29 protein-coding genes are annotated in these 20,358 nt (G+C 42.2%); 12 read left to right on the forward strand and 17 right to left on the reverse strand.

The window, feature by feature from the left end; translation table 11 throughout:
• Window positions 1-17: 17 nt before the first annotated feature.
• The 5 genes from WAE59_RS22615 to WAE59_RS22635 form a co-directional block, all read right to left on the reverse strand.
• Window positions 18-569, reverse strand: coding sequence for a hypothetical protein (locus tag WAE59_RS22615; RefSeq protein ID WP_337858268.1), 552 nt, complete (start codon window positions 567-569; stop codon window positions 18-20).
• Between the two features lie 441 nt (window positions 570-1,010).
• Entirely contained in the window at window positions 1,011-1,466 is a 456-nt protein-coding gene (locus tag WAE59_RS22620; protein WP_337858269.1) for a hypothetical protein, read from the reverse strand.
• A 211-nt stretch (window positions 1,467-1,677) separates the two neighbouring features.
• The gene (locus WAE59_RS22625) at window positions 1,678-2,808 is read right to left on the reverse strand and encodes a hypothetical protein (RefSeq protein ID WP_337858270.1); all 1,131 of its coding nucleotides are present in this window, start codon (window positions 2,806-2,808) and stop codon (window positions 1,678-1,680) included.
• Complete coding sequence (locus tag WAE59_RS22630; protein WP_337858271.1) at window positions 2,805-3,440, reverse strand: ABC transporter ATP-binding protein; 636 nt, start codon at window positions 3,438-3,440, stop codon at window positions 2,805-2,807. Before WAE59_RS22630 ends, WAE59_RS22625 begins: the two co-directional genes overlap by 4 nt.
• 826 nt (window positions 3,441-4,266) lie before the next feature.
• Window positions 4,267-4,560, reverse strand: coding sequence for a hypothetical protein (locus WAE59_RS22635; protein ID WP_337858272.1), 294 nt, complete (start codon window positions 4,558-4,560; stop codon window positions 4,267-4,269).
• Between the two features lie 516 nt (window positions 4,561-5,076).
• Here WAE59_RS22635 and WAE59_RS22640 point away from each other — a divergent pair.
• The 3 genes from WAE59_RS22640 to WAE59_RS22650 all read left to right on the forward strand — a co-directional run bounded on the left by WAE59_RS22640 (window position 5,077) and on the right by WAE59_RS22650 (window position 5,809).
• The gene (locus WAE59_RS22640) at window positions 5,077-5,274 is read left to right on the forward strand and encodes a YtxH domain-containing protein (RefSeq protein ID WP_337858273.1); all 198 of its coding nucleotides are present in this window, start codon (window positions 5,077-5,079) and stop codon (window positions 5,272-5,274) included.
• 148 nt (window positions 5,275-5,422) lie between these two features.
• The gene (locus WAE59_RS22645; RefSeq protein ID WP_337858274.1) at window positions 5,423-5,599 is read left to right on the forward strand and encodes a hypothetical protein; all 177 of its coding nucleotides are present in this window, start codon (window positions 5,423-5,425) and stop codon (window positions 5,597-5,599) included.
• Window positions 5,600-5,626: 27 nt separating this feature from the next.
• Complete coding sequence (locus WAE59_RS22650; protein WP_337858275.1) at window positions 5,627-5,809, forward strand: hypothetical protein; 183 nt, start codon at window positions 5,627-5,629, stop codon at window positions 5,807-5,809.
• Between the two features lie 453 nt (window positions 5,810-6,262).
• Here WAE59_RS22650 and WAE59_RS22655 read toward each other — a convergent pair whose 3' ends face one another.
• On the reverse strand, window positions 6,263-6,724 hold the full coding sequence (locus WAE59_RS22655; protein WP_337858276.1) for a GNAT family N-acetyltransferase: 462 nt from the start codon (window positions 6,722-6,724) through the stop codon (window positions 6,263-6,265).
• 153 nt (window positions 6,725-6,877) lie between these two features.
• Here WAE59_RS22655 and WAE59_RS22660 point away from each other — a divergent pair, with 153 nt between their 5' ends.
• Together WAE59_RS22660 and WAE59_RS22665 are read left to right on the forward strand one after the other, a co-directional pair.
• Entirely contained in the window at window positions 6,878-7,612 is a 735-nt protein-coding gene (locus tag WAE59_RS22660) for a hypothetical protein (protein WP_337858277.1), read from the forward strand.
• A gap of 146 nt (window positions 7,613-7,758) precedes the next feature.
• Window positions 7,759-7,938, forward strand: a complete 180-nt coding sequence (locus tag WAE59_RS22665; protein ID WP_337858278.1) for a hypothetical protein — start codon at window positions 7,759-7,761, stop codon at window positions 7,936-7,938.
• A gap of 214 nt (window positions 7,939-8,152) precedes the next feature.
• Here the strand turns inward: WAE59_RS22665 and WAE59_RS22670 are convergent, their stop codons facing one another.
• Window positions 8,153-8,506, reverse strand: coding sequence for a ketosteroid isomerase (locus WAE59_RS22670; protein WP_337858279.1), 354 nt, complete (start codon window positions 8,504-8,506; stop codon window positions 8,153-8,155).
• Window positions 8,507-8,620: 114 nt separating this feature from the next.
• Here WAE59_RS22670 and WAE59_RS22675 point away from each other — a divergent pair, with 114 nt between their 5' ends.
• Window positions 8,621-9,151 carry a hypothetical protein gene (locus WAE59_RS22675; protein WP_337858280.1) on the forward strand — a complete coding sequence of 177 codons (531 nt, stop codon included), beginning with the start codon at window positions 8,621-8,623 and terminating at the stop codon, window positions 9,149-9,151.
• Window positions 9,152-9,226: 75 nt separating this feature from the next.
• Window positions 9,227-9,667, forward strand: coding sequence for a hypothetical protein (locus WAE59_RS22680; protein ID WP_337858281.1), 441 nt, complete (start codon window positions 9,227-9,229; stop codon window positions 9,665-9,667).
• 52 nt (window positions 9,668-9,719) lie between these two features.
• Here the strand turns inward: WAE59_RS22680 and WAE59_RS22685 are convergent, their stop codons facing one another.
• Window positions 9,720-10,490, reverse strand: a complete 771-nt coding sequence (locus WAE59_RS22685; protein ID WP_337858282.1) for a methyltransferase domain-containing protein — start codon at window positions 10,488-10,490, stop codon at window positions 9,720-9,722.
• A gap of 55 nt (window positions 10,491-10,545) precedes the next feature.
• Window positions 10,546-11,142 (reverse strand): hypothetical protein, encoded by a 597-nt coding sequence (locus WAE59_RS22690; RefSeq protein WP_337858283.1) that lies wholly within the window; start codon window positions 11,140-11,142, stop codon window positions 10,546-10,548.
• Between the two features lie 937 nt (window positions 11,143-12,079).
• Between WAE59_RS22690 and WAE59_RS22695 the strand changes: the two genes are divergently transcribed.
• Complete coding sequence (locus tag WAE59_RS22695; protein WP_337858284.1) at window positions 12,080-13,189, forward strand: glycosyltransferase; 1,110 nt, start codon at window positions 12,080-12,082, stop codon at window positions 13,187-13,189.
• 120 nt (window positions 13,190-13,309) lie between these two features.
• Here the strand turns inward: WAE59_RS22695 and WAE59_RS22700 are convergent, their stop codons facing one another.
• The 4 genes from WAE59_RS22700 to WAE59_RS22715 all read right to left on the reverse strand — a co-directional run bounded on the left by WAE59_RS22700 (window position 13,310) and on the right by WAE59_RS22715 (window position 14,299).
• Window positions 13,310-13,525 (reverse strand): hypothetical protein, encoded by a 216-nt coding sequence (locus WAE59_RS22700; protein ID WP_337858285.1) that lies wholly within the window; start codon window positions 13,523-13,525, stop codon window positions 13,310-13,312.
• A gap of 32 nt (window positions 13,526-13,557) precedes the next feature.
• Window positions 13,558-13,782 carry a sigma factor-like helix-turn-helix DNA-binding protein gene (locus WAE59_RS22705; RefSeq protein ID WP_337858286.1) on the reverse strand — a complete coding sequence of 75 codons (225 nt, stop codon included), beginning with the start codon at window positions 13,780-13,782 and terminating at the stop codon, window positions 13,558-13,560.
• A complete protein-coding gene (locus tag WAE59_RS22710; RefSeq protein WP_337858538.1) occupies window positions 13,703-13,879 on the reverse strand; it encodes a hypothetical protein in 177 nt (58 codons plus the stop codon). The genes WAE59_RS22705 and WAE59_RS22710 overlap by 80 nt, the downstream gene beginning before the upstream one ends.
• 216 nt (window positions 13,880-14,095) lie before the next feature.
• A complete protein-coding gene (locus WAE59_RS22715; protein ID WP_337858287.1) occupies window positions 14,096-14,299 on the reverse strand; it encodes a DUF3606 domain-containing protein in 204 nt (67 codons plus the stop codon).
• A 321-nt stretch (window positions 14,300-14,620) separates the two neighbouring features.
• On the opposite strand from WAE59_RS22715, the gene WAE59_RS22720 reads away from it, so the two are divergent.
• Complete coding sequence (locus WAE59_RS22720; protein WP_337858288.1) at window positions 14,621-14,839, forward strand: hypothetical protein; 219 nt, start codon at window positions 14,621-14,623, stop codon at window positions 14,837-14,839.
• Between the two features lie 553 nt (window positions 14,840-15,392).
• Here WAE59_RS22720 and WAE59_RS22725 read toward each other — a convergent pair.
• The 4 genes from WAE59_RS22725 to WAE59_RS22740 all read right to left on the reverse strand — a co-directional run bounded on the left by WAE59_RS22725 (window position 15,393) and on the right by WAE59_RS22740 (window position 18,074).
• Entirely contained in the window at window positions 15,393-15,854 is a 462-nt protein-coding gene (locus WAE59_RS22725; protein ID WP_337858289.1) for a helix-turn-helix domain-containing protein, read from the reverse strand.
• 59 nt (window positions 15,855-15,913) lie between these two features.
• On the reverse strand, window positions 15,914-17,185 hold the full coding sequence (locus tag WAE59_RS22730; protein WP_337858290.1) for an NAD(P)/FAD-dependent oxidoreductase: 1,272 nt from the start codon (window positions 17,183-17,185) through the stop codon (window positions 15,914-15,916).
• Between the two features lie 71 nt (window positions 17,186-17,256).
• On the reverse strand, window positions 17,257-17,928 hold the full coding sequence (locus tag WAE59_RS22735) for a DUF6766 family protein (protein ID WP_337858291.1): 672 nt from the start codon (window positions 17,926-17,928) through the stop codon (window positions 17,257-17,259).
• A complete protein-coding gene (locus WAE59_RS22740; RefSeq protein WP_337858292.1) occupies window positions 17,925-18,074 on the reverse strand; it encodes a hypothetical protein in 150 nt (49 codons plus the stop codon). Before WAE59_RS22740 ends, WAE59_RS22735 begins: the two co-directional genes overlap by 4 nt.
• Before the next feature lie 248 nt (window positions 18,075-18,322).
• Here WAE59_RS22740 and WAE59_RS22745 point away from each other — a divergent pair, with 248 nt between their 5' ends.
• The 3 genes from WAE59_RS22745 (at window position 18,323) to WAE59_RS22755 (ending at window position 20,081) form a co-directional block, all read left to right on the forward strand.
• The gene (locus tag WAE59_RS22745; protein WP_337858293.1) at window positions 18,323-18,904 is read left to right on the forward strand and encodes a DUF4142 domain-containing protein; all 582 of its coding nucleotides are present in this window, start codon (window positions 18,323-18,325) and stop codon (window positions 18,902-18,904) included.
• 36 nt (window positions 18,905-18,940) lie between these two features.
• Window positions 18,941-19,123, forward strand: a complete 183-nt coding sequence (locus tag WAE59_RS22750; RefSeq protein WP_337858294.1) for a DUF3606 domain-containing protein — start codon at window positions 18,941-18,943, stop codon at window positions 19,121-19,123.
• A gap of 163 nt (window positions 19,124-19,286) precedes the next feature.
• Entirely contained in the window at window positions 19,287-20,081 is a 795-nt protein-coding gene (locus WAE59_RS22755) for an SDR family NAD(P)-dependent oxidoreductase (protein WP_337858295.1), read from the forward strand.
• The last annotated feature ends 277 nt before the right edge of the window (window positions 20,082-20,358 follow it).

The raw sequence follows: 20,358 nt of genomic DNA on the forward strand, positions 1-20,358 counted from the left end.
ACCACCAGTGAGACCCGTTAAGACGCTGCAAACCCGTGGCGGGAAATGATCAGCGTATAAATTGAGATCGAAAATAAGAGGATAATAGTAAGGATGAGGAACGCATTGTATTTTATGCCTCTTTCTCCATTGTCTTTTATAATGTCATCTATCTTCATTTCATTAGACTTAATCATATTCAAGTAAGCTAGCTTTTCTTTTTCAGTATCGCAGAAATTGTCATGGTCATCAAAGTCTTGGGTAAGGATGTTATCTGAGCGTAAGCCAGTTTCGTGGCCTTTTCTGCCCATAACAATCCATCCTGCTAACGCAATGTCAATTGTGGCAAAAGTATAAAGGATATATAAAAAGCAAGAAGGATGCAGTTTGGTTAAAATGAATACACTTACCGCAAATAAGTAGGATAGAAAGCCGATCGCGTATTGCGTTGTCTTTGTCGTAACACTGATTGTTTCTTCCAGTTGCGACTGAAAATATTGTTTCACTTCCAGATGAGTCGTTTTAAATACCTCTAAAGGGATTTTTTCCCAATCTGCAACAGGGAAAACAAATCTTGTTCTTTCTTCCATAAGGGTAAATCTATCTAAAATTTCCGTTTAATTGACAAATGCTTTTAAAGGTGGAGGTTTCGGCAATACTGTCCACCTGATTTCGGAATCCGCTGTCCAGCCATTTCGCTGCAAAATGTCCACTAATTTCAGCCAAAGTATCCACTTGACTGATTTTAAAGGCTTTGAATCATCATTTATATGGGGTCTGCATTCCTGGTCTGCTGAGCAGTTTCAGAAAGCTCAGCGTACTGAAAATAGGGTAAAATCTGGATTCTAAACACAGAGTTATAAAGAATTGAATTGGGGAGGCTACTAACGCTTATCTAAGCGCATTTATCAGGCAGAAATACCTAGCGCCAGGTCCAGGGGATCCAGAAAGCGTTGGGTGAAAATTGACTGGACACTTTGGCCCGAAAAGAGGTGGATACTATCTCCGAAATCTCCACATAAATCATACACTTACATCAGAACTGCGCTTTGTAACGAATTGTCAATGAAACTGATGATTTCTTTTTCCTTTGTACTGTTCTTATCTGCTGTTAAAACCGTGTATGTAAAAATTGCCATTGTTACTTGAACTGATTTGTAATTGATCAATCGCCAGGTTACAAGCGTAATATTTTGGTCCTCTTCAAGACTGTCGAAGTAAGTAGAATTGGTTAATAGAAGTCCTTTCGAAGTTGTAATGTAAGGGATATTTGCAGTTAGTGTTTGTATTGTTTGATCAATAGTTTCTTTAGGTGGTGTTACCTGTAAAATATTGATTCGTAATGTACTTTGTGATTTTGGATCATAACATGCTTGTTGATCTTCATGCTCAAATTCATACTCCCAATTTGAGGGAAGATCAATTGACAAATTTTTGAAGCGATGATTATTAATATTGCCTTTGGGCTTCTTGAATATGTTAAACATGTTGGTAGGACTACCTGTTCTTAATTTTTAAGTAAGTTAATTCTTTAATTTATAACTATCTAGTGTCCGCATTTATTTTTTCAAAAAAATCGGCCATTAAAGCTAAATCAGATAGGAAAAAGTTCGAGATTTGTGCACTAGCGACCACAAAAAAACCTCGGTAGTACAGAAAACTACTGAGTTTTTTCGCTTTATTTCCTTAACGGTTTTTCTAAAGACTAATTTGAGGAGGTTTATAATATCTATTAAAAAAGATCAGATAGGCAATAGTCAGGCAAACAAAAGCTATTAAGTCACTTCCTCCGCAGACAAGTCCATAAAATAGCAGTACAAAAAATGCGAAAACCCAGATTAGATATCTGAAAATTCTGAGCCCGGTAAGTAATGGAAGTGAATTAAAAAGCAGCGCAATACTCAACCCTGTAAAAACACTATTCAAGGCAGTCCGTAAAGGAAATGTAGAAAATAGCCAAAGTGTTTCTGGTATAGTTAAAAAAAACCAAATCATGGAAAAACTTATAAAACGTTGAAAGCGGCCGATCGGTAAATTACGCATCAAACGGAGTTTGTTCTCCTGAAAGTAGTTCGACTGATAAATCAAAAAACTATGGGCAGTAACTATTGCAAGTATAAATATTAAAGGTAATCTATCATCATTTAATGCCATTGCGGAAATATTGATCATTCCCATGATGATTAGACATGAAAAGAGTTTAGTAAGCACAAAAGAAAGCTTGCCGCTGTTTAATAGCTGATAAAGAAATAACGTGGAGATATTCTTTTTGCGACCTGAGATAAGTTGAAGGAGTACACTATTTGAATTTGATCGCTCTAGTTGGTTTGTGAATTTTAAATATACAAGTGCACTCAGGCAAATTAAGATCAAAATAAAAACAAATGTGATAGCTGGAATTAAAAAGGAACCATATATCAGGCCAAGGATTGTTGCAAATAGCCAATATCCAATCAGTGGTAGCGAAATCATCAATTGCACATAACACCAGGCAAAAAACTGAGCTGCTTTGCTAGAGGATGTAATACTGTAATAAAGAAACTTGAATTGATTTTTCTTTAGTTCTTGCCCAATGAACTGCCAACTCTTAACGGTATAAAATATCCAAAGTACAAAGACTGCAACCATAATAGCTGGTGAAGTCAGGAAAGTCATCATTAGCATCAAGTGATAGAAAACAGATTCCTCTTTTCTGTAAATCCCTGCGGTTTTGATAAAAAAGCAATAGCTGATTACTGTTACAAAAAAGAAAATGAGTATTCCCGAATGTTCTTTGTAAAACCTCCAGGCGAATGATTTGGTCAAAACAGTTCTGATCGGTGACCTCATTCGCTTAACAATAATTGCTTGTCATTAATGGAGAGTATGGCATCTACCGGGATCCCAGATCCATCCAGAGACTGGTGTGAAGCCAGTACAAAACTGGTGTCTTCTGATTTGTTTCTTTCAATAATCCAGTTGTAAAGTACTTCCAGAGAAGTTAAATCTACTGTGATCAGTGGTTCATCTAGTAAAATGAGTTTTGGCTTCCCCATAAAAGCCAATATCAAAGAAAGTTTTTTCAGCATACCACTAGAGTAAGTGCCTAAAGGCTGGTTCAGATATGGTTGAAGACCAATTGTCTGAGTGTAAAATTCCTTTTGTTCGTTTGTTCCACTCTTAGCTTTAGCGAACATATCGATTAGCTCTTTTCCAGTAAGGAATTCAGGGAAAACAGGTTCAGCTTCGGCGAAATTTACCAACCTGCGATATTCGCGCTTATTTTTTTTTACACTAACTAGCTTCTCCAGTAAAACATCACCTTCAAAATGTAAAATACCGGCTAAAGATTTCAGTAAGGTGCTCTTTCCTGAGCCATTTGCGCCTTTAAGCCAATAAATCCCTTTATTTAAGCTCATTTCGTGTATATCTAGAACCTTTGTTTCCTGATATTTCTTTATGAATTTATTGAAAGTTAGCATGATTTTGAGGCACAGAATTATTGCATTTGTTACAATGTGGCTTATTTGTCAGTTACTTACATGTGATTCTGTACTATTTTTCATAGTCGAATAAAAGAGTGGAATTGCTTTATTTAGGTCGTTTGAAAGAAAATCACCATTATTTATTTTTTCAAAAAAATCGGCCATTAAAGCTAAATCAGATAGGAAAAAGTTCGAGATTTGTGCACTAGCGACCAAGGTGAAATATGAATGTCTAGCAAATAAGATAACTATATCAAATACCAAAATTTAAGTATTTTTACCATAGTTGTCAACATTACAGGCTAAATTACTACCGATGATTTTCGGCAAATCTAAAATGTTACTTGTTTTTAACAAGTCATTGTTTTATAGTGTGTTATAATTTGTGTATCGGAAAGTAAGAACCAAAAACAGCCCTAAAAAGTAGACACAAAATTTTGACAAAACCGCTTCGAAGAAACCTTTAAGCGGTTTTTTGTTGCCCGTTGGTTTTTGACTTTTTCGCTCATTTAGCATATTCTTGTCTTGTACTTGTACCTCGGATTTCAGTTTGTACCTCGGCAAAAAAGTTGGGAGAGCTAACCAGACATCCACACACAAATAAACACAAGTAAGCACAATTAAACACAAATAATGCGATGAGTTCAAACATCAGAATAACCAGAATTTGCGAGTATTGCGGACAGCAATTTGAAGCAAAAATAACTGTAACAGGATTTTGCAACCCAAGGTGTAACTGCCGTGCTGCGAAACTTAAAGTTAAGCAACTGAAAATTGGAGTAAGCGACCAGCAGACCAAGCTTAAGATATCCAAGCCGATTACCTACCGGTCACTGATCGGTAGGTAAATCATTCGGTTACTTGCCCGGGCAACAGCCTCGAGTTTTAGCCGGTCGATGAATTTTTTCTTACCTGAACCGCCGAGGCTAACCGGATGGATCAGGCTTTCTTTACACCAGCGGTCCACATTGTCCCTGCCGTATAAACGGTAAGCCTGTGATTTGCTGAGTGTGTCGGACATCTGACCTGAGTCTAGCGGTTCTTTTTCGGCACCAGTTGTAATCTCTTCGGTCAGCAGCCCTGATAATCGTTTCAAGTTATCATCATGTCTTTTCATCAAATCAATTGTTGAAGCAGTCATTTCCTCATCAATGAGTACTGGATTTCATGATTCAACGATGCAAAGAAAGTCAGCAGAATTGAAAAAGAGTGTATGTTAGGTGTATATTATGTGAAAGCGATAAGTGCATTTGATATTCAGTTGTTTATGTGATTAAAATACAATGAATATGTTATTGGATGTATCAGCCGGGCTACACCAAATCCGAGGAAGATTATTGAAATGATGAACGGTTGCGCCAAAAAACGCAACATAAAAAGTATACTCTTTCATTAAACCGGGTCAAATACTCAGAGAGGCGATGCAATTAAAATTTAATAATGACTTGAGGATAACATGAGGTAATGATCAATTGAGTGCCTGAGCCTCAAAAGGAAATCAATGCTTTATCAAAAGCTAAGAAAGAAAATCGGAGTATCGTGTGTTTTGTTAAAATAGGAAACTTATCATCGATCAAGTTGTTGACTAGTCGTCGATAAACGGCAAACACATCAATATTAAAAACTGAATATCATGGGATTTATTAAACACGCATTAATCGGTATCGCCATCTACAAAGCAGTGGAATACCTTACTAAAAAAGACGAATTTGGTGTCAGCCGATTCGAAGATATCAAAGAAGACCTGCAGGAAAGGGTGCCGGAATGGGTTGAGAAGGCCAAAACTATTAAGGAAGACATCCAGGCGGGGAAGGTACCGGACTTGACTTAGCCAAGCCCAATATATAGCATTTTCAGCCGAGCTTTAGCGAATATCAGGTAGACTTGTACCGAATTTGCTCCTTGGAATGAAAGGGAACAAACCAAGGATTGTCGGACTATTCAATTTATAATTATTCACAAACCTAGACATATACATTATGGTATTTGAAAATACAGATCCAAGAGATCAGGAAAAGTACAAAGATCCGCAAGACGATAACACTGTACAGGATGAGCAGGAAAACAATAATCCTGATGAGTTAGAAGAGGAGGACGACATTTCCGGTGACCTGGCAGGAAATGCGGCTGGGAATGACGATTCGGAAGAGGTCTGAGGGCAGTAAATTAAGGGAAGAAGTGGTATGAGAATTACAATAGAGGCCAGCCTCCAGGAGGCCAAGGAACTGATCGACTTGATCGGGGATAACAATGCATTACAGCAAATCAGACAACAGGTAATAAGCGCCAGCGAAACTGGATCTATGGATCTGGGGAGCAGGGTACCTAAAGAAGGAGATGAACCTTATGTTGACCGGATCGAGTGATCAGCTAATAATTAAGATGTCGTTTGAAGTCTGGAAACTAGCCTAGTCATCCTATTCAGGATACCATTAACCAGGAGCATTACATGCTCTTGGTTAATGGATAGTAGATATCCAGACTAGTTAGGGAAGGTGGAAAGTGGTTGTTATAGCGATAACTCCATTCGAAGCTTGGTGTGGTTGTGCTGCGTGAGGAGGCCCGACAATACCAGGTAAATGCTGCGCATCGCGGAATAGTACCGGAGATTTTACCAATGAGGAGTATCTTTAACTAATGGCAATTTGCTGATGCTGACTTTCGGCTTATTTTTTACAATAACTTTCAGAGGGGTTCTCTTGATTATAATGATGGTCAAGGAAAATCGAAGAGGGATCTGATCCAGGATCGTCCTTTCATGATCAGCTGTGTAATTTACGAAAAGAAAATGCCGCAATACAGATCGCAATAAATGGATTTTAGTGCTTACCCAGTGGCGCTCTGAACATTTGAATGTGCGGAATCCCGTCTTCATCATACACCTGACCAACCTCCGCGAACCCTAGAGAACTATAAAATTTGGATAAGTGGTACTGCGCACTGATGCGAATGCCGCAAATACCGAACTTTTCATAACAACCATCAATTGAAGCCTCCATCAAAAGCTTACCCAAACCGATGCCGCGAAAAGACGGCGCCGTGATCACACGACCGATAGAAGGCTCCTCGTAAGATAAGCCGGCAGGCAGTAGCCTGGTATAAGCCGCCAGTTGATCCTTCACATAATAAAGCAAATGAAAACTCTCCTGGTCCTTGCCATCCAAATCCAGGTAGGGACAGTTCTGCTCTATTATAAAAACCTCATTACGCAGTCTCAGCACCGCATAAAGCTCGTGAATGCTGAATTCATTAAATGATTTTATCAAATGGTAATTTGTCATCTCTTCCTATTTTTCACGGCGCCAATTTAGGTAAATCAAAAACATGTTTGATTGAAATCGCATTGCTATTGAATTGCGCCACTGCTAAAGAGCTGATGATAAACTGCCATATTTTCCTATCTTTAAACAAACATAGCCCAAGTCAAATCCAACATGACGCTCCGCATCACATTCTTCATTACAATCCTACTGAGCCTAGGCAACCTCTGCCAGGGCCAGAATAGCCCTAAAATCCCCAGAGACTTCGTAGAAGTCAACCTGGATACCGCAGGAGCCGAGGAGAAAAGAAAATGGAATTTCTCCAACTATGAATTTAATGTTGCTCAGGAAAAGGGCAAACTGGTCGTTAAACCGAACAACTACCAAAACACAGTCAAACTAAGGATCCCGGGGGGCACACTTATCGGCGTTAATCGCGGAGAATGGGGAGGGGCGCTCAGTTTTCAGCAAAAGAGCCGTTCTAAAGAAAGCGTCCTTATCAAAAACGGTAATGTTACAGACATTTTCATCTACCGGGATAAAATTTACTTTATCGAGGGCCTGGCCCACCTCACTTATAACCAGGGCGCCTTATATGAACTGAATACCCATACAGCACCTTTCAGCTATCAGGGAGTCATCAAATTCGAAGACGCACCTCAACTGGCAGCGGTATACAAAGATCAAATCCTTGTTGTTTCCTACAACAACTTCTACCTCATCAAGGAATTAAAAAAAGAAACCCTGTTCGAAAAAACTTTCTGGGGAGGACTGTACCCCAATTCAATGGCCACCTTCGATGATCAAAACATCTTTCTTGGCATGAGAGCCGGAATAGCCAAAGTCGATCTGGAAAACAAACAACTGAAATTTTATAAGTACATCGGGAAGAAGAAAGCCATCAAGTAGGATAGTCTGCTACCTGTAGACGGGCCAAAGGCCATAAAGAGTTCATCCTACCACTCCAGGATAGCGCTAAAAAAAACAAAACTAATGAAACCCGGACCTAAACAAGCTGTTTAGTCTATCAGACAATCACCTAAAAAAACAAGATCATGACAACAGCAAACACAGATCCCAGAGATCCGGAAAACGAAAACCAAAAATATAAAGATCCACAGGACGACAACACCTTTCAGGACGAACAGGAAAACCAAGAGCCTGATACCGAGGAAGAAGAAGATGACATCGCCGGGGACCTCGCCGGTAATGCATCCGGAAACGAAGAAGCTTAAACAAAACAATAAAAAAACTGGCATCAAATCTGCTCCAGGCAGGATATCTGCCAAGAAAAATATAAAGGGAAGTTTCTGTAAAGAGGCTTCCCTTTATGCTTTACAGCGCCAAAGCTATACTTTCTCAGACCATAAACTCCGGCGACTATCAGCCGGTATCCAGACAATTTTAAGCGTACATATTAAGAATCATAAAGCTTAAACCAAGCTCTGGTCAAGCAGCTTCCACATCCATACTCACAATCATATCACCATCGAAAGCATATACATGCCTGGTCTGCCCATCGAAAAGAATATTCCCCTCCAGGTCCCTGACCAGCTGGGATACCAGCACCTCTAACTTGCCATCCTCACGCTCCGAAATAGCAAGCGGCTCCACCCGCGGATTGATTTCAGACCATTGCCTCAACCAATATGCACTCACCGCATCCTTTCCGACCACATGACCGCCCTCAAAAGCCTTCGGCCAATGCACCTGGTCCACCATTACTGCGAACACCTGATCAATATCCCGGGCATTAAAACCCGCATAAGCCTGCTTGATCACAGGCCAATATCTTGATTCCATAAATTACCTCCAATGATCCCTTAATCTAAGAAAAGATCTGATAACCCAAAGGGAGTAATATGACTTAAACTTAAAGCTTTTGATTTAATGACCAATAATTACTAATTTCAGTCCATGGAATCGCTCTACCTGCTGCTCAGCTACATCGATCAAATTTTTATTAACAGCCTGTTCATCAGTGTGCTTTCGATCCTAATCGCCGGAAATATCTCGCATACCAACATCAGAGAACCTCTGGCCATTGTCAGGTGGCTGATGTTCAGCTACGCCATCCTAAATACCAACGATTACCTGATCGCCTATTTTTCTGCAAGCAATTACCTAAGCTTCAGCACAGAAACAACAGGCTCTTATGGATTCCTCCCGATCTACCTGTTTATCGCAGGCAGGATCCTTCCTCTGGTACTCCTTTTTAACAGGCCAGGACGAAGTCCCTATATTTTATTGGGCCTGTCTTTGCTTATGAATGCCGGCTGGCTCTTTGAATTCCTAAAGCTCTTTAGTACAGAACGTCAAAATCAGACTCTTACTCAACTTTTGATCAACTTTCTATTATTCTTCCTGCTTAAAGGCGTATTCATTGGAGCCCTTATCTATTCCATTGGCCGTTTAATCAAAAAAAGGTCACTAATTCAAAACCAATAATTGGTAATTTAAGCTCATGATACCTAATTATCCAAATCAATCATTAAAAAAATCACAAATATAAACGCTATCAAAATGCAAAAAGACGAACTCAACTGCCCAACTTGTAATTCAACGAATGTAGAAGCCAAAGAAAAAGGCTTTGATAACGACAGCGCCGCAGTAGGAGCGGTATTATTTGGAGGAGTCGGCATGCTGGTCGCTGGCTACAAAGACCGAAAAATGGTGATGATCCATTGCCTGGACTGTAAATTTCAATGGAATCACAATCATGCGTTGGGAATGAATTACAAAACCTTCAAAAAAGAATTCTACGAGCTGTACAAAAGAAAAGAATTTGTCCAGGCAGCACAGCTCTATATCAGTTATAATGAACAGGAAGAACTCAATGAAGATGTTCATGAAATCTATTCCAGAATGCGAAGCGAAGACAGAAAATCATCATTAATAGCTATTGGTTTTGCCCTATTTGCCCTAATTCTCTTGATCGCATTTTTCGTTTTTGACATTCAGTAAGCAGCACATAATTTAAGGATCAGTTATCCAAAACCAGTTCAATTGATAAAAATCAGACTGGTTTCCTGCCATATAACAGCAAGCGCTTGAACGCATAAATCGCCGGCAGTTCCACGAATCGCTCCGCGATACGGTATTTAAATGCCTGCGTCAATTCCAATTGTTGCGGAGCAGCTAAACGTTCCATATAAGGAATCAAAGCAGAACCGGCGATGAAATCATATAGTGTCTCATGATCATTGGCAATAATAGGGTAGACCTTCGTCATTACCACCAAATTCTCCAGACCAGCCGCAAACATGACCTGTGCATAATCATCCATACTCAATACCGGAGAAGGCCGGTACCAACCATCCAGCCAGGCAGAGAAAGGTTCTTGCTGAACCAGCTCTAATAAAAACACATTCAATACATTCTCCTTCTGAACCGGCATCTGTACCGCAAACTGACCACCGGGGTTCAGCATCCCAATCAAATCACGAAACAAGAGCTCATGGCCGTCCAGCCATTGCAATGCCGCGTTACTGAAAATTAGATCAAATTTCTCATTAGAACCCAACAACTCCTGTATCTCCAGCCGCTGAAAGGACAAACGCGAATGTGCCAACACATCTGCTTTAGCCAGCATCTCCGCAGAAGCATCCACACCCATAAACACCGAATCCCCAAAACGATCGGCCAATACCGCTGTCTGCGAACCTGTACCGCAACCCAGGTCCAGGGCTTTCATCCCTTTTACAGTAACAATCAAATCCGCCAGTTCATAAAAAGGCCGGTCACGTAAATCTTTAAAACGGTTATATAAATCAGGATTCCAGGGCATAACAGAATAGACATATCAAATAAAATAAAACACTCAAACCATAATCACAAAGGCATCAACATTGCCAGAGAAATTTACCCAGCCTGTCCTTAGGACAATCGAATAAATAAGCCACACCAGAACCAAAGTTCATCGCCGTCCGGTAATCCGGTCCTTCCTCCAGCTGTGCAACAAAGCGCATTGGTTCCCCACAATGCGGACAAACCGGAGTTTCGTCTCCCTGTATCCAGGAAGGCGATCCAAACAACTGTCCCAATACCTCACGCCGCTTCTCGCCCCAATCCTCCCGTGCCTGGTCATAATCCAAAGCTTCCACATCAGCCAGCTTAACCCCATACTCCGTATCACGAACTGCTTCAGGAACAGGCGGCTCTACAAATTCCAAATCGCCATCCTCCACAATCAGCACTGTATTTCCACCTGAATCTGGTTCCCACTCGTCACACATCCCCGGATCGTTCGCACACATAAATATCATTTCCAGACCCAGATCCGTCTTAACCTTACCCTGATACTGCAGATCAGCATTACAGGACTTGCACTTCGGCCAGTCAAAAACACTCCCCACAAGCTTTACCGGTAGTCCGCCAAAGCTGCTTTCTCTCACATTGTTCTCCTGTTCAGGGAGATGAATCATCAATTGTATTTCCATACTATAATTAAATAATCTATGAAAACTAACAGCGGAGCCCTTCAAATGGATTGGTGTTGCTAGTTCAATATCTGGCGGCTGAACGATTTTACCGCATAAAAGCAATGATCCATTGGCTGAGGCACCAATTATCTGGAATGCCCATGTTTCCGAAAAGCCTGGATCAACTGATTCACGCAATACGCGATGAATATCCTCGACAGCCCGTCAATGAATCTACTGTCAGCGGGAAATGAGTTCGCAACAATCAAATCCTTAAAGTTCTCTGACGGATGGATTGGGTTAATGAAATCGAGTAGATAGGAGGATATCAGCCAGAAGCAGTCTATGTTTTTAACCACAAAAGGGTCAGTATGTTAGAAGCCCAAACTCCGGGCGAAAGCGATGAAGAAAACAATAGGAACTATCAGGGTAACCATTAAAGCCCTGATCCAACTTTGCCCCTGGTTGTTGGAAATCTTATTCAAGTACAAAATGGGATGAATTTTTATAGAACAAATTTTCCTGCCAAATGTCATGGGCATAAGGTTTGTTAATAATCAGCGGGGTTCCATTTTTTCAGGGGCTCCGCTCAATAACATTCCAAGGGTAATTGTTCCAATGATCGTTAACTACCTGCACACCGCAACACTCGGTTTTCGTTGATTCACTTCGGCCGCACGTGTCTTGTTGTTGCATTTGCCAAGCAGCGTATAGATCAGAATAAATATGACAATAGTAGAGAGACAACCGCCTCCCAATTTTTTTGCTCCCCAGGCAGCAATAATACCTCTGAAAAAATTGTTCATGTTTTGCTTTTTAGATTGAAACAGTTTCGGGCAGTGAAAGTTTTCCTTAATCACCTGGGATCATTGATCCAGAATGCTGACTACGGAAAAAGAAAACATGTGGTTTCAAAACTAAAAATCTTTATAACGGTTTAACCAGAAAAATACTTTTGCAGATTCTCATCCTCCTGATATTCATTTTTCTGCTCGCCCGACTTTTAGTGGCAGCTTATAATTACTATTCTAATCCGCGGCTACCAGCAAGCCGTCGTTCAAGCGATGAATTCGTGTCGATTCTTATCCCCGCCAGAAATGAAGCCCAAAATCTACAGCTCATCTTAAATTCCGTGCTGGGCTTAAAGGGTGTTAACTATGAGGTTATTGTATTGGATGACCATTCCGAAGATGAGACCTTTTCGATGGCCAGTAGCTACGCTTCGAGGCATGAGGCTATAAAGGTAATTCGTGGTAAGCCGCTTAATAAGGGCTGGACCGGTAAGAACTATGCCTGCTGGCAACTAGCCGAAGTTGCCAAGGGAGAATATTTGCTGTTCGTGGATGCAGATGTAAATCTTCATCCGCTTCTGCTCTCCAGCGCATTACACCGACTCAAAGAACAGAAATTATCGTTGTTGTCCCTATTTAGCAACCAGCAAATGCTGAGCCTGGCTGAACAAAGTACAGTTCCGCTGATGCATTACTTATTGCTCACGCTGTTGCCGTTAAAACTGATCCTTGGTCACCGGTTTGCCGTATTTTCGGCTGCCTGCGGCCAGTTCATGTTGTTTCCGGCTAAAGAATACCATCGGCACCGCTGGCACGAAACTCTTCGTGATAAGGTTGCCGAAGACCTTTGTATTATGAAAGCCCTGAAAGAAGCGGGGCTGAGAGGAGAGGGGTTAATGGCAAACGGGCTGGTCAGCTGCAGGATGTACCGCTCATTTAATGAGGCCATCATGGGCTTCAGTAAAAATTTCATGGCGCCATTCGATAACAGGCTCAGTCTTTTTCTTCCATTTATTGTTACCCTTTCCCTTGGGCCTTTGCTCATCATGGCTGCCGGAGAGCCCTATCAAGTGGTCGGACTAATACTGATCATTTTCTCAACCCGCATTTACACTTCAAAGCTTGCTGGAGAGAACTGGCGTATCAATCTCCTGCTGCATCCGCTACAGATGCTGAATTTGGTGATCATTAGCTGGACTGCAGTGCAGCAGTATTTTTTCAAGAACTCCGTTTGGAAAGGACGAGTTGTGGTACAGGTACCTGCCAGCAGCTAGGCGATTTTAATCAATTATGCCGAACAGCAACTGGACGCCGACATCTTTTTATCGTCAGACGCCAGAAATAATGAACAAATACCATGGTATTTAAGGGGGGCAGACGTGATCTGGTTTGACTTAAAAGCCAAGCCTATGTTCCTGGATCAATGCGCCCATTTCATTTACAAATTGCATACTGAGCGGCTCCTCGGATCTCCACTCCAGCTTTGTACCTTTCAATTTCGCATAAATTGAGCCGACTTTGTGGTCCCCTTCAAGGATTTGGAAATGGCCATTTTCCTGTGGTTCAATGGTCAGGTCCAGGGCTGGCAGGTGTAAGTTATAAGTCATCATAATATTTGATTTTAGTTGTTAATGAGATAATTTTAAACTGTTTTTAAATCTGGTTGAAATCCATACGCATACATTTTTAAGCTTTTCTGCAATTCTTTACGGGCCATATGTATACGGGTCATCACTGTACCTATTGGAATGTTAAGTTCGTCGGCGATTTCCTGGTATTTATTACCCTCAAAATACCGTAGAAAGGGTACGGCGTACCAAGTATGCAATGCGCTTAGCGCCTTTCGTATAGTCGTTGGTATTTTCAAGATCTTCGGTGAGTTTATAAGCAAAACTTTCCAGGCAGGAACGCTGCATGCATATCTCATCGTTAAAGGCAGTATTTTCCATAGGTAGATGATTCATAGGTTTTTAAGCTTAGCAAAGCTTGTTCCAATTTTTTTTAAGATCACTCAAGACAATGAGAGACGTATCTAATGCTCTTACATGCACACCGGCGAATGGATGAATCATTAATTTGAGTAGACTGTCTAATTTTTTGATCAGAATAGTGAACAATTATTCTGATTAACCTAGCCTATCAATCGCATTAGCGGGAAAAGATTTTTTCGTATTTCTTTCTTACAAGCGGGCCCGTCTAGCAGGCATCAATTTTTGATATACCAGGTGTGCGATGACCTTTTTTCTGGAGTTTCCGACAATTTTAATGGCTCTGAGGATAAGCCTTGGGCTGACGAAAAGTTGCTCGGCCAGCAAGACAAGATCAAGGGCAGAGTTTACGTCTATTTCGTCCTTTTCTTCGGGAAGGTTTTCAGGTATGTTCATAAGCTTAACCATTGATTGAGTTGAAAACTGTGTCGAGTGGGAAAGCGCTCTGTAATGGAAGATTACCTATTTACCGAAAGATCCAGGTGGATGTCGCGGGTGATCATTGGCCATTATAGCTTGAGACAATTGAGGATCATCTTTCTTCAGTAATAAGAACGAATCATTTTCGATTATGTTGTAAATTTCAGATACAGATCTTGAAAAGGCAGTTTCATTTACAAGAGCGGAAGCCCGCCAATGTGTTTTTCCTGAAACAATCTGATGTTTCAAGTGTCCTGCTAACAATAATTCAATCAATTAGCTCACAAAATTATCCCTATGAAAAAGTTATCATTAATGACCATCACGACGCTCAGTTTATTTTTCGCCGCCTGCGGTTCAGATAAAACCGATCAACGTTCGGCGGATACTACCCAGTCCAGTGTTTCTGATTCAACAACCTCAACTGATTCCCTGGCTACTCCAATTGATACAGCAATTGGTAGGGGAGCCAATACCGGTACACCTGCAGCGACTGTAGATACTATCGGCAATTAAATTTAAAGTCTTAATGAAGGTGAAGCCAACGACGAGGGCACCTTCAGTAAGCTAAATCAGAAAGAGTCGATGAAAGGCTATTTCCGCGACAGTAATGGTGATGCAATGGAGAAATCCTTCGCAAATAGCTGAACACCGATATCTTGATTATGGGTCGTTGCTGAATCGGTAATACCTTGTACATCTCCAAACGATTTTTGATTACTCAAATCAAATTCATTTGTGTGAGCAAGAGTCGGATATTAGCAGGCATTGCATTATGTCTCTGCTGATCTGGCAATTGATCTGCTTAAACTTTTTCTGGAGAAAGGTACTGAACGATTAAGCTTCGCAAAGGCGCAGCAATAATGTCGCGTGCTAGGGAGCTCACCATCATGTTACTACAGTTGAAATTATGGAAAATAATCGGAAAAGGAATCCCAGGGATGCTCAGAATCTGAATCCCTGGCAAAATACTACGATCTAAAAAGCAGAATAGCTGGAAAGCATTGTTTAAGTGATCAGGGCAATGCCGGGGTACTCCCGGGCATTGCCTCTCTGAATAAATCTGGTTTCATTTGGACAGGTAATAGTAGAACATGGCCTTAACGATCTGGCTCATCTTGCGCTTTCCAGTTACCCAGTCTGAGATGCTTTCCCGGTCTATTCCCGTGTCGAAAGCGATTTGTTTGATTTTGATTCCTTTTTCATTCATTTTCTGATCCAGCCAGGCTGGAGATACCAAACTGGCCGGCGATGGCCTGAAGGTTACTGGAAGGATGATTAATTCCGACTGTGGCAGAAACTTACCGAACAGCTCTCGTGTCCTTTTGATCAGGGTAGCTTCAGTAGCGTAATTACCAGATCTGTTTTCTTCCTGTCTGCATTCAATTTCCGTAACGTTTTCATCTGAATATTTAATGGAGAAGGCAATGCTAGATTCTTTCAGGTGCCTGGCCGCTGCCGTTTCCAGTTTACTGATTTGCTCTTGCGAGATCTGCGGTGCTAATTTATCTATAGATATAATGATGCTCATTTTTCAGTTTAGGGAATAACAGCAGTGATGCTTATTTGGTTTTGTAGCTAACTATTGTTCTAATCCAGGTCCTTTTTTTCGGGCCGGATAATTAATCTCAAGGTAGGATCGTTGGTCGCGAAGCTCCAGAACCAGTTAAAAGCGAGCTTTAATTTATTTCTAAAGCCGGCAATCGGGATGATGTGGATGAACAGCCAGACCAGCCAGGCAAAAAAACCTTTGAAGAATCCCTTTGGCAAATCTACGACCGCCTTGTATTTGGCGATGATTGCCATCGACCCTTTATCCTTATACAAGAATGGCTTCATAGCTGTGCCAGCTTCGATTAGCATCAGGTTTCTTGCCAGGAGTGTGCCTTGCTGAATGGCCACCTGTGCTAATTGTGGATGGCCCTGGGGGAATTTAGGGTCGCTTTCCTGAATACACAGATCACCGATAGCAAATACATTGGACAAACCCAGAACCCTGTTGAACTCATCCACTTTAATCCGTCGACCCCTAGCAGTACTTCCCTCAGGCAAGCCTGGAGCTTCCCTGGCAATCACGCCGGAAGTCCAGATCAGTGTAGCGCTTGGGATGCTTTCGCCATTGCTAAAAATCACCCGCTGGCCTACATAATCCTTGACGGCTGTATTTAGCATAATCGTCACGCCAAGTCCCTCAAGTACTTTTGCAGCTTCCTGCTGGGATTTCTGGCTCATTGGTGCGAGCAGACGGTCCAGCGCATCGACCAGATAAATCTTACCCAGACCTTTACTCGCCGCGGTGGGATAGTCTTTCTTCACGATATTGCCGCCCATCTCCGCCAACATGCCAGCAATCTCTACGCCTGTGGGACCGCCGCTTGCAATTACAATGTTACCGAGTAGCTCGCGCTCGGCAGGATCATTGCTTTCAGCAGCCTCTTCCAACCTCAATAAAACATGGTTACGTAGCTCCAGTGCATCGTCAATGGATTTCATGGGTAAGGCTGCGCGTTTCACATTTTCCATTCCGAAGTAATTGGTCTCGGTGCCCATGGCCAATACGAGGAAGTCGTAATTGAGTTCCGCTTTATCTGTTCTTATGCTATTCTTCTCCGGATGGATCTGTTGGAGCGTACCCATGTGGAAACTGAAATGGGATTTGGACTGGAACATACGGCGAAAAGGATAGCTGATGTTGGAAGCTTCAATGAAGGCCGTGGAAACCTGGTAGAGCAGGGGCGGGAAAAAATGGTAATTATTCTGATCGACAAGCGTGATGTCGTATCCGGGTTTATCTTCCAGCGTTTTAGCGAGATTTAATCCGGCGAAACCGCCACCTACGATGACAATTTTTGTTAAGGACATAGGGTATGATTAAGTGATAAAAAAATAAAGCATTGGTTTTTTCATCGGTATGATATTATTTTTTTTAAGTCTCATTTTCCGGTCTCCATATCCGAAGCGTCGACCGGTTTGGACTCCGGTGAACCTTTCTGCCGAAGGTAGATCGTCAGGAATACAATCGCAAAAACCGAGAGAAACTCGCTCTGCCAGTTTTGGAAAGTCTCGAACCAGAATTCTGATTGTCCCAGGTATTGAAGTACAGTGTCTTTCGGCAAATCTTTTGCAGATTGTTCCACATTGTGGTTTTGCCAGCTGCCGTAGAGGTGCAATCCCCAGCTCGTAAAAAACAGGATGCCGAAGGCGATGGAAAGGGAATGTTGATACACCTTCAAAATCCAGCCTCCTCTGCGAACCGCCCATGGCGCCTCCGGACCGGGCACAGGTTCACGGTCCACATCTTCCGGTTCATCCAGGCTCTTGGATTCCGCGGATCCGACTTGTCTAAGGGAAACCGTGAGCAGGACATATAAGGCCATTTGCAGGAACTCACTTTCAAAGTTTTCAAATGTGGCCGATATGAAATGCCCGCTCTGCAGGTAAGTACCAATTCCGATTTCTGGCCTCTGATCATCTTTCAGGTCCTGGTTGTGTTTGTTCCAGCCAGTTAAGGCCTGGGCAGCCAGCGTGATCAGGAACAAAGTTAAAAAGACGAGGCTCAGGCCATTCCGGTAGAGGAATGACCTGGATTGAGGACCAGTTTTCATATGGTGTCGGTCCTTCCGCTTTGACTGAGCTCAATGCCGCTGAACACGGGCGGAAAAGATACACTGGAACTCCGGGCAGCGACCGTCGCACCCGTATCGGACTTTTTGAGCTGCTGTTTTTTCGAAGATGATTTTTTACGTGCCATAACGTTCAGATTTATTTGACTGGATATTTGAATTGACGGGTCGCATGGTTCATACCAGCTTTATCCTGAACAGTTCCCGGATAAAAAAGTTTAGAGATCCTATATCGAAGATAACAGTTCATAGCAATTCCAGTAATTCACCTGGGTTTTACGTATTTGACGCATTTACAATGTTTTAGACGAATTTCCATCGTTGAAAACAAATGCCCGAGCAATTGGTTGATGCAAGCAAACAAAAACAAAGACCTATGAAAAAATTAATTTATGCCATCGCAATTTCCGGATCTGTAATCGGCTTTCAAAGTTGTGGCAACAGCCCGAAAAGTGCGGATGATGCAACTGACACCTCTGCTATGGTTACCGATACCATGATCTCCGATGATCCTGCCATGATAAATACCGGCACACCTGACACTTCCTTCACGAACAAAGCGGCCGTTGGAGGAATGGCGGAAGTGGAGTTTGGTAAACTGGCGCTGCAAAAGGGAAGCCACGCGAAGGTAAAAGAATTTGCCTCCATGATGGTAAAGGACCACAGTATGGCCAATGAAGAACTAAAAACAATCGCCACTGCTAAAAGCATCATGTTGCCGACTGCATTGGATGCCATGCATCAGGCCAAGTACGAGGAACTCAAATCCAAGTCAGGCGCTGATTTTGACAAAGCCTATACCGCTGCCATGGTAGAAGGGCACCAGAAAACGTTAGCCCTGATGGAGGACGGTAGTAAAAACCTCAAGGACGCTGACCTGAAAGGTTTCTCAGCCAAAACCGCTCCGGTAGTTAAACATCATTTGGAGATGATCAATGCCATACAGGCTCAACTGTAATAGTTCAACCAATCATTAATATCAAAAACTATCCCTATGGCTAAGAAAGGACCAAGTGACCGGAAAAAAGTCAACTCTTCAGAAGACTATGAACTTTCCCACGTTGCAGAAAAAATGAAAGTGAGTCTACAGCAGGTCGTCGGCGCAAAACGCGCGACTGGCTCTAATGACCGCAAAGTAATCGAGGAGTACATCTCGGCGAAAGGTAAGAAGAAATAGCTGAGGTAATTAAAATGAGGTGGCCGCCCAAGGGCAGCCATTTCATTTTATTGCGTCGTAGCCAAGCATTCAAGTTCCGGGTACGAATGAAGTTAAATCGATCCAGAACTACGCCCTTATTCGAAAGCAACATGAATTCAATTTCAAATTAAAAATGAAAATTATGGAAAAAGTGAATCAATATGCCTTAATCACCGGAGCAACCAGCGGTATAGGTTACGAACTGACGAAACTGTTTGCAGCAGATGGATACCATCTGGTTATTGTGGCCAGGGACCAAACTCAGCTGGATGCTACAGCAGCTGAACTGAAAGAAAGAGGTATTACCGTTCTCACATTCGCTAAAGACTTGTTTGATCCTGAGCAGGCTTTTGCCTTGTATGCCGAGTTGCAGTCGCAGGGCATTGATATTGAAGTATTGGTAAATAATGCCGGCCAGGGTGTGTATGGAGAATTCGAAGACACTGACATCGACAGGGAGCTGGACATCATTCACCTGAATATCTCCTCTCTGGTGGTACTGACGAAACTTTTCGTCAACGACATGATCGCCAGAAACTCCGGCAAAATTTTGAATACGGCCTCTATCGCAAGTAAGACGCCTGGGCCATGGCAAGCAGTCTATCATGGCACAAAAGCTTTTGTGCTCTCTTTCACTGAAGCCATACGGGAAGAGTTACGTGATACTGAAATCACAGTAACTGCGCTGATGCCGGGAGTAACCGATACGGACTTCTTCAATAAGGCGGACATGCAGGAAAGCAGAGCCGTGCAGGATAAAGAAGCGATGGCTGATCCGGCAGATGTGGCGAAGGACGGCTATCAGGCCCTGATGGCGGGTGAGGATAAGGTAATATCCGGCTTTAAAAATAAGGTCCAGGTAAGCATGGGCAACCTAACGCCCGACAGTGTAGTCGCGCATCAGATCTATGAGCTGCAGAAACCCGTGGACAAGTAACTGACATCGGGAAGCGTAAACATCTGCGGGATTGAAGTAGAACGGTTAGTTTCAGCTTCAGTCCCGCAAATTCCAAAGCACTCCAAGGGCTTCAGAAGGATTAACATTTCCCTTCATTTTTCAGTAGCTCTGCGTTTCGATTTCCCATAACCAATGTTTTAAAAAATCTTAACGTCTGAACATACGAATGTTTTTTAGGGGTTACAAGCAGCGGAGGAATCACAAAGCAGGAGGGAGCTGGAGAATTTGGGATTGAATCTGAAATTTATTTATACCA

This window comes from Pedobacter sp. GR22-6 (genome assembly GCF_037402555.1).
Lineage (GTDB): Bacteria > Bacteroidota > Bacteroidia > Sphingobacteriales > Sphingobacteriaceae > Pedobacter.